8 protein-coding genes are annotated in these 8631 nt (G+C 70.7%); 7 read left to right on the plus strand and 1 reads right to left on the minus strand.

Annotation, left to right across the window (positions count from 1 at the left end; translation table 11 throughout):
- Window positions 1-123: 123 nt before the first annotated feature.
- Genes VFN12_RS17555 through VFN12_RS00875 form a run of 3 tightly spaced genes read left to right on the plus strand, consistent with a single transcriptional unit; the run spans window position 124 to window position 2393 of the window.
- Window positions 124-1599 (plus strand): fatty acid desaturase, encoded by a 1476-nt coding sequence (locus VFN12_RS17555; RefSeq protein WP_349256020.1) that lies wholly within the window; start codon window positions 124-126, stop codon window positions 1597-1599.
- Between the two features lie 18 nt (window positions 1600-1617).
- A complete protein-coding gene (locus VFN12_RS00870; RefSeq protein ID WP_325116644.1) occupies window positions 1618-1791 on the plus strand; it encodes a 4Fe-4S domain-containing protein in 174 nt (57 codons plus the stop codon).
- A 29-nt stretch (window positions 1792-1820) separates the two neighbouring features.
- Complete coding sequence (locus tag VFN12_RS00875; protein ID WP_325116645.1) at window positions 1821-2393, plus strand: TetR/AcrR family transcriptional regulator; 573 nt, start codon at window positions 1821-1823, stop codon at window positions 2391-2393.
- On the opposite strand, the gene VFN12_RS00880 is transcribed toward VFN12_RS00875, so the two are convergent.
- A complete protein-coding gene (locus VFN12_RS00880; RefSeq protein WP_325116646.1) occupies window positions 2390-3265 on the minus strand; it encodes a GTP-binding protein LepA in 876 nt (291 codons plus the stop codon). The two genes, VFN12_RS00875 and VFN12_RS00880, sit on opposite strands and share 4 nt — an antisense overlap.
- A 24-nt stretch (window positions 3266-3289) precedes the next feature.
- On the opposite strand from VFN12_RS00880, the gene VFN12_RS00885 reads away from it, so the two are divergent.
- From VFN12_RS00885 to VFN12_RS00900, 4 genes are all read left to right on the plus strand, one after another.
- Window positions 3290-4693 (plus strand): MFS transporter, encoded by a 1404-nt coding sequence (locus VFN12_RS00885; protein ID WP_325116647.1) that lies wholly within the window; start codon window positions 3290-3292, stop codon window positions 4691-4693.
- Window positions 4694-4768: 75 nt separating this feature from the next.
- Window positions 4769-6010, plus strand: coding sequence for a M15 family metallopeptidase (locus tag VFN12_RS00890; RefSeq protein ID WP_325116649.1), 1242 nt, complete (start codon window positions 4769-4771; stop codon window positions 6008-6010).
- 34 nt (window positions 6011-6044) lie between these two features.
- Complete coding sequence (locus tag VFN12_RS00895; RefSeq protein ID WP_325116650.1) at window positions 6045-7013, plus strand: NADPH:quinone oxidoreductase family protein; 969 nt, start codon at window positions 6045-6047, stop codon at window positions 7011-7013.
- Window positions 7014-7060: 47 nt separating this feature from the next.
- Window positions 7061-8631 (plus strand): M13 family metallopeptidase (locus VFN12_RS00900; RefSeq protein WP_325116651.1); only part of this gene is annotated, 1571 nt, incomplete at its 3' end.

The raw sequence follows: 8631 nt of genomic DNA on the forward strand, positions 1-8631 counted from the left end.
CCCGCGCTGACCCGCCCGAAAGTTTCGGGCGGGTCAGCGGCATTTCCGGGGACCCTTGCCAGATCGGTTTACAAACCATATGGTTTTGTAAACCGATCACGCGCGAGCCGCGAGGGGCAGGACATGACCGACCAGATCGCACGCAGCCTGAACCACCAGAGCCTGGACACCACGGGCACGGTTCCTGCCGGATCCACCGAGCGGTGGCGGGACAAGAAGCGCTACCTGTGGCTGATCGGCCTGGTCGTGCCGTCCCTTGCGTTCATCGGCTACGGCCTGTGGGCGGCGACCGGCTTCGGCGGCTTCCTCTGGATCGGTCCGGTCGTGATCCTGGTGATCGTCCCGGCGATCGACCTGATGACCGGCCTCGACCGCTCCAACCCGCCCGACGACGTGATCGAGGCGCTCGAGCAGGACCGCTACTACCGCTGGATCACCTACCTCTTCCTGCCGATCCAGTACGTCGGCTTCGTGGGCGCGTTCTGGGTGCTCGCCAACGGTGATCCCCTGGGGCTCCAGGGCGACCTGACGACGCTCGACAAGATCGGGCTGGCCATCTCGATCGGCTGCATCGGCGGGATCGGCATCAACACCGCCCACGAGCTCGGTCACAAGAAGGAGAGCCACGAGCGGTGGCTGTCCAAGATCGCGCTGGCCCAGAGCTTCTACGGCCACTTCTACATCGAGCACAACCGCGGCCACCACGTCCGGGTGGCCACCCCCGAGGACCCCGCCAGCGCCCGGATGGGGGAGAACTTCTACCAGTTCTGGCCGCGCACGGTCTGGGGGTCGCTGAAGTCGGCCTGGCGGCTGGAGAAGCGTCGGATCGCCCGGCGCGGGAAGCACCCGTTCCGGATCGGCAACGACGTACTCAACGCATGGCTGATGTCGGCGGTGCTGTGGGGCGCCCTGATCGCCTGGCTGGGCGTGGGGATCACGCCGTACCTCCTGATCCAGGCCGTCGTCGGCTTCTCCCTGCTCGAGGTCGTCAACTACATGGAGCACTACGGCATGCTCCGGCAGAAGGTCGGGACCGGCGAGCGACAGCGCTACGAGCGGGTCGACCCCAGCCACAGCTGGAACTCCAACAACGTCGCCACCAACGTGCTGCTCTACCACCTGCAGCGGCACAGCGACCACCACGCCAATCCCACGCGTCGCTACCAGTCGTTGCGCGACTTCGAGGAGTCACCGGTGCTGCCGACCGGCTACGCCGGGATGATCGTGCTCGCCATCGTCCCCGCCGTGTGGCGCCGGGTGATGGACCCGCGGGTGGTCGCGCACTTCGACGGCGACCTGACCCGGGCCAACCTCAGCCCCCGCAAGCGCGAGCGGATCCTCGCCAAGTACGCCGACCCGCCCGAAACTTTCGGGCGGGTCAGCGAAGAACCGGGAAGTTGTGGGCGGGTCGGCGAGGAGGAGGTGCTGGCGGCGCGGTGCCCCGGGTGCGGCTACACCTACGACGTCGAGACCGGCGACGAGCACGAGGGCTTCGCCGCCGGCACCGCGTGGAAGGACATCCCCGACTCGTGGTGCTGCCCGGACTGCGGGGTGCGCGAGAAGGTGGACTTCGAGCCCGCCGAGCGCGTGGAGGCCTGATGCGGATCGTGGTGGACCGTGACCGCTGTGAGGGCCACGGCAAGGGCTGCGGCGATGGCCCACGAGTTCTTCGAGCTCGACGACGACGACGTGATGCACGTCCACGACGAAACACCGGACGAGGAGCACCGCGGCGAGCTGGCCGCGGCGACGGCGTCCTGTCCGGTGCTCGCCCTGTGCCTGGAAGGCTGAGCGGCCGACTCGCTCCCTAGACTGGCGGCATGCCGGCCGCCGTCTCCCTCCCGATGCGGCAGCGGATCGTGGCCGCGGCCGTCGAGCTGACCACGGCCGAGGGATGGGCGCACGTCACCATGTCCCGGCTGGCCGAGCGGGTCGGGGTCAGCAGGCAGACGGTCTACAACGAGATCGGGAGCAAGCCCGCACTGGCCGAGGCGATGATCCTCGCCGAGCTCGACCGCTTCCTCGCGTCCGTCGAGACCGCGTTCGACCGGCACCCCGACGACCTCCCCGGGGCGATCCGCGCCGCCGCGGGCGGAGTGCTCGAGCTCGCCCAGGACAACCGCCTGCTGCACGCGGTGGTCTCGGCCACCCACGGCGCGGACACCGAGCTGCTCCCGCTCCTCACCACCCATGCGGAGTCGCTGCTGACGGCCGCCAAGGTGGTCGTCGCCGAGCGCGTGGCACCGTACGACGTGGCGCTCGAACCCACCCGACTCGAGGCCGCCATCGACATGGTCGTCCGGGTCGTGCTGAGCCACGTGATGCAGCCGTCGGGACCGCCCGACGAGACCGCGACCGACATCGCCTGGATCGCGGCGCGCGTGCTGCGCTAGCCCGACCAGCCGGCCGTGGCGGCGCGGTTGTGGGCCAGCTCCACGGCCTCCCGGAACGCGGCGACGACGTAGTCGGGGACCTTCATCCCCTGGTCGCGCACCCACAGCAGCTCGCGCTCCACGCGCGAGATCTGGCGGGCGAACGCGCCGAGGTCCCGGTCGATTCCGAGCGTCCGCATCAGGTCGCCGAAGTCCGCCTTCTGGTGCTCGTTGTTGGCGCCGACCGGGGCGAAGGAGATCCTGCGCAGGGTGCGCACCACCCAGCGCTGCCATCCGGAGAGCTGCTCGGCGAGGCCGCGGGCCGACATCTTGTAGAAGGCGTAGTGGCCGGGTTCCTGACGCCGGATCGGGCCGACGATGGTGGTGGTGAGCGCGGTCTCGCCGAGGTCCTCGAGCCCGGTGTGCAGCAGGTTGTAGGCGAGCACCGCCGACCGCTCCGTCGACATGCCCGTCAGGTAGTAGAGCATCCGGACGACGTCCTGGATCGGTCCGAGGTGCGAGAGGGCGCCCAGGATCCTGATCTTGGCCGACACGTGGTCGAGCTCCGCGGCGGCGTTGTCGCGGCCGATGCGGACCTGCAGCTCGTCGAGGATCAGGCCGTGCCGGATCTCCTGGGGCCGCCACACCTCGGCGTAGAAGCGACGATCCACCTCCGGCGGGTCGGGCAGCATCGTCATCAGCTCGAGGACGTTGCGGTCGACCTCGAGCTCGACGCGCGCCATGTAGTCGAGGACGTGTCCGTAACGCCGGTCGAGCACGTCCGGCCGGCGCACCGTGTAGTCCACGCTCGCCAGGTCGATGGGCGGGTGCTCGGCTCCGAGCCGGTCCACGTGTTCGGCGAGCCGCAGCTCCGTGGATCGGGGCCTGCTCACGGTGGGCAGCCTACGCTCGGGCATGTGAGCAGTTCGGCACCTGCGGCGATCCGGATGGGTACGCCGACAGGCCGTGCGATCGTCGCGGCCGCGACGCTCGGCACCGGCATGACCCTCCTCGACACCACCGTGGTCAACGTCGCCCTGCGCACCATCGGCCGCGACCTGGGCGCCACCCTCTCCGAGCTGCAGTGGATCACCAACGGCTACCTCCTGTCCCTCGCCTCCCTGATCCTCTTCGGCGGCTGGCTGGGCGACCGGTTCGGCCGGCGGCGGATGTTCGTGCTCGGCACCCTGGCGTTCGCCGGCGCCTCACTGCTGTGCGGCCTCGCGCCCACCCCGGTGGTGCTGATCGCGGCACGGATCCTGCAGGGAGCCGGGGCGGCCCTGCTGACGCCCGGGAGCCTCGCCATGATGCAGGGGGCGTTCCGCCCGGCCGACCGACCCAGGGCGATCGGCACCTGGTCCGGGCTCGCCGCGATCGCCGCCGCGGTGGGTCCCTTCGTGGGCGGGATCCTGGTCGACTACGCCTCCTGGCGATGGATCTTCCTGATCAACCTGCCGATCGCGGCGATCACCATCTGGATCGCGGTGCGGTGGGTCCCCGAGAGCCAGGACCGCGCGGGCTGCGGTCGCGTCGACATCGCCGGGGCGGTGCTGGCCTCCCTCGCGCTGGCCGGGCTCACCTACGGCCTGATCCAGTGGGGTGACAGCCTCGCGCCGGTCGCCCTGGTGGTGGGCCTCTCGGCGTCGGCCGCCTTCGTCGTCGCCGAGTCGCGACACCCGGACCCGATGCTGCCGCTGGGCCTGTTCCGGAGTCGCACGTTCAGCTCGGCCAACGTGATGACCCTGCTGGTGTACGCCGCCCTCGGTGCCGTCACCTTCTTCGTCGTCCTGCAGCTGCAGACCGTCAGCGGCTACACCGCGCTCGCGGCCGGGGTCGCGCTGCTCCCCCTGACCATCTGCATGGTCCTCCTGGCCTCCCGCGGAGGAGCTCTCGGCGCCCGGATCGGGCCACGGCTCCCGATGACGCTGGGCCCGATCGTGATGGGGGCGGGCACCATGCTCTTGCGGGGAATCGGCGGCGAGGTGGACTACTGGCGCGACGTCCTGCCGGGGGTCACGGTCTTCGGTCTCGGGCTGGCGCTCATGGTCGCCCCGCTGACGGCGACCGTGCTCGCCGCGGCACCCGACCGGAACGCCGGCGTGGCCAGCGGCGTCAGCAATGCCGTCGCGCGGATCGGCTCGCTGCTCGCGGTTGCCGTGCTGCCGGTCGCCGCCGGGCTCTCCGGCGTCGACTACGCCGACCCGGTGGCCTTCGACGCCGGGTACCGCGCCGCGATGGTCGCCTGCGCCGGGATGCTGGTGGTCGGTGGGCTGGTCTCCTGGCTCACGATCCGCAACGACGTACTCGAGGCGGCTGCCTAGCGCCCGGTCTGGACCGGGGGTCCCCCTGCTGGTCCGGGACCCCCGCGGGTTGACGGATCCGCCTAACCTTGGCACGTGGGAGGGTCACAGGTGCTGCGCGTCCTCGCGGCCGGCATGGTGCTGGCCGCGATCTCTGCCTGCGGCCCCGACGACTCGAGCCCCGACTCCCCGCCGGCCACCGCGGCCGCCGAGGGTCCCGCGGAGACAGCAGGTGGGTCCGACCCCGGCGGCGGCGAGACCCAGGACGCCGCCCAACCCGCAGAACCGGAGCTCGCCGTCGAACCCCCGGGACCCATGAAGGACCCGGTGGAGGCGGCGGACGTCCTGATCTTCAACCAGGAGCCGCTGAGCGACTCGCTGATCAAGCGGATCGGCCGGCTCAAGGCCGTCTCCGCCATGGAGACCTTCGGTCTGGGCAACGTGGTGATCGAGAACCGGGCGCTCAACCTCGCGGCGGTCGACCCCGCGAGCTTCCGCCGGTTCGCGCCGACCAGCATCGCCCAGCTCCAGGAGGTGTGGGAACGGGTCGCCGGTGGCGAGCTGTCGATCACCCCGGCGCTGGGCAAGCGGTTCCAGGACAAGGAGGGTGAGATCGCCCTCGGCTCCGGCGAGGATGCCCCCGAGATCCACATCGGGGCCTACGTGCCGCAGACGCTCCGGATCGACGGGGTGGTCAACGAGAAGTGGGCCGAGGAGCTCGACATGGAGCTCGGCAACGCCGTGCTCCTGTCGACCGGCCAGGCGGCACCGGAGTCGATCCGCAAGCCGCTGCAGCGGATCATCGGCGACCAGGCCTCGATCCAGAACCTCGACGCCGCCTCCCGGTTCGGCCTCGACCCCAACGCCGCCTACACCGCGATCCCCACCGGTGGCACGGCCGCCGACGTGGTCGGCACCTTCAACTACACGGTGATCGGTGGTGGCCGGATCGCCCCGGACCCCGCCTGGGAGGCCACTCACATCGCGACCGAGGTGATGCCGATCATCGGCGCGATGACGTGCAACAAGGCGATCTTCCCGCAGCTGCGCGCCGCGCTCGACGAGGTGGTCAGCCGAGGGCTGGCCGACGAGCTGCACCCGGACGAGTACGCCGGCTGCTACTACCCGCGCTTCATCGCCGGCACCACCACCCTGTCCAACCACTCCTTCGGGCTGGCCATGGACTTCAACGTCCCGGGCAACCAGCGCGGGACCACCGGCGAGATGGACCGGACCGTGGTCTCGATCTTCAAGAAGTGGGGCTTCGCCTGGGGTGGCGACTGGAACTACACCGACCCCATGCACTTCGAGATGAGCTCGGTGGTCAACCCCGCGTAGGCCGAGACCTGCCGACTCCCGTAGTTTCGCGGACATGCGCGCCGTACAGGTCATCTCGCCCACCGGCCCCGAGGGTGTCCGGGTCGTCGACGTCGAGGAGCCGACACCCAGCCCCGACGAGGTCCTGGTCGAGGTGCACCGCGTGGGTGTCTCCTTCCCCGACCTGCTGCTCAGCAAGGGGGAGTACCAGCTCAAGCCGGAGCCGCCGTTCACGCTGGGCGTCGACTTCGCCGGAACCGTGGTCTCCGGCCCCGACGGCTACCAGGTCGGCGAGCGGGTCGCCGGCGTCCTGCCCTACGGCGGTGCGGCGGAGCTCGTGGCCGCCCCTCCGATGTCGGTCTTCTCGCTGCCCGAGCAGGTGTCCTTCGAGGCGGGCGCCGCGTTGCCGATGAACTACCTCACCGCCCAGTTCGCGCTCGTCGAGCGTGGCCAGGTCCGGGAGGGCGAGACCGTCCTCGTCCACGGCGCCGCGGGGGGCGTCGGTACCGCCACCATCCAGGTGGCCAAGGGCCTGGGCGCGCGCACCATCGCCGTGGTCAGCACGCAGGAGAAGGCCGACCTGGCCCGGCGTGCGGGCGCGGACGAGACGGTGCTGGTCGACGGTTTCAAGGACGCCGTCCTCGGGCTCACCGACGGCGAGGGCGTCGACATCGTCCTCGACGTCGTGGGGGGCGACGTCTTCACCGACTCGCTCCGGGCGCTGGCGCCGCAGGGCCGGCTGCTCGTCGTGGGCTTCGCCGGCGGCCAGGGCATCCCCGAGGTGCGCGTGAACCGGCTGCTCCTCAACAACGTCGACGTCCGCGGCGTGGGCTGGGGGGCCTACGCGATGGTGCGTCCCGGCTACATGCACGAGCAGTGGGACGCCCTGCTGCCGCTGCTCGAGGGTGGCGCGATCGAGCCGCCGATCGGGGCGACGTACGACCTCGAGGACTTCGGCCGCGCCCTGGCGGACATGGACGACCGGCGGACCCTCGGCAAGTCGGTGGTCCGGGTCCGCGACTGATCGGGCAAACGGCTTGCCCCGGCCCGGCCGGCGGTTAGGGTCGGGGCGTGACGATCCTCGATGACGCCCGCCCGGGCATGGACCCCGAGACCCGACCCCAGGACGACCTGTTCGGCCACGTCAACGGCCGCTGGCTGGAGGAAGCGGAGATCCCCTCCGACCGCTCCAGCTGGGGTGCGTTCGTGCAGCTCGCCGACGACGCGGAGAAGCACGTCCGCGAGATCATCGAGGGTCTGGCCGACCGGGTCGCCACGGGCGACGGCGGAGCCGACGAGGACGCCCGCAAGATCGGAGCCCTCTACGCCTCGTTCATGGACGAGACGCGGATCAACAAGCTCGGCCTGCGCCCCGTGCAGCCGCTGCTCGGCGCGGTCGACGCGCTGCGCGACGTCCGCGACCTGGCCGCCTTCCTCGGGGAGTTCGAGCGGATCGGCGGCTACGGCCTCTTCGGCGCCTACGTCAACACCGACGACCGCGACTCCGACCGCTACGTCCTCAACGTCTTCCAGGGCGGGCTGGGACTGCCCGACGAGTCCTACTACCGCGACGACAAGTTCGCCGAGATCCGCGACAAGTACGTCGCCTACCTCGAGAGGCTGCTGGGCCTGGCCGGTCACGACGACCCGGCCGGGGCGGCCGCGACCGTACTGGCGATCGACACCCGGTTGGCGGCGGGTCACTGGGAGCGGGCGGAGACCCGCGACGTCCAGAAGACCTACAACCTGGTCACGGCCGAGGAGCTCGAGCGGCTGTGCCCCTCCTTCGACTGGCACGCCTACGTCACCAACCTCGGCGGTCCCGACATCGACCCCGACGCCGTGATCGCGGAGACGCTCGTCCGCCAGCCGTCGTACCTCGAGCACCTCTCCTCGGTGCTCGACGAGGTGCCGATCGAGGACTGGCGCGAGTGGCTGCGCAGCCATGTGCTGCGCGCGGCGTCGCCGTACCTGTCCGATGAGTTCGTCGAGACCAACTTCGACTTCTACGGCCGCACCCTCAACGGCACGCCCGAGCTGCGGGCCCGGTGGAAGCGCGGTGTCGCGCTGGTGGAGGGCGCGATCGGTGAGGCCGTCGGCCGGGAGTACGTCGCCCGACACTTCCCGCCGACGTCGAAGGCCCAGATGGACGAGCTGGTGGCGAACCTGATCGAGGCCTACCGCCAGTCGATCACCGACCTCGACTGGATGGGCGAGGAGACCAAGCGTCGGGCGTTCGAGAAGCTGGACACCTTCCGTCCGAAGATCGGCTACCCCGAGAAGTTCCGCGACTACTCCGCGCTCCAGGTCAGCTCCGACGACCTGCTGGGCAACGTCGCCGCCGCCTCGGCGTTCGAGACCGACCGCCAGCTGCGCAAGATCGGCTCGCCGGTCGACCGCGACGAGTGGTTCATGCTGCCGCAGACGGTCAACGCCTACTACAACCCGGGGACCAACGAGATCTGCTTCCCGGCGGGCATCCTGCAGCGGCCGTTCTTCTCGCCCGACGCCCATCCGGCCGAGAACTACGGCGGGATCGGGGCGGTGATCGGCCACGAGATCGGCCACGGCTTCGACGACCAGGGCGCGCAGTACGACGGCGACGGCAACCTCAACGACTGGTGGAGCGCCGACGACAAGGC

The organism is Nocardioides sp. (genome assembly GCF_035703625.1).
GTDB lineage: Bacteria > Actinomycetota > Actinomycetes > Propionibacteriales > Nocardioidaceae > Nocardioides.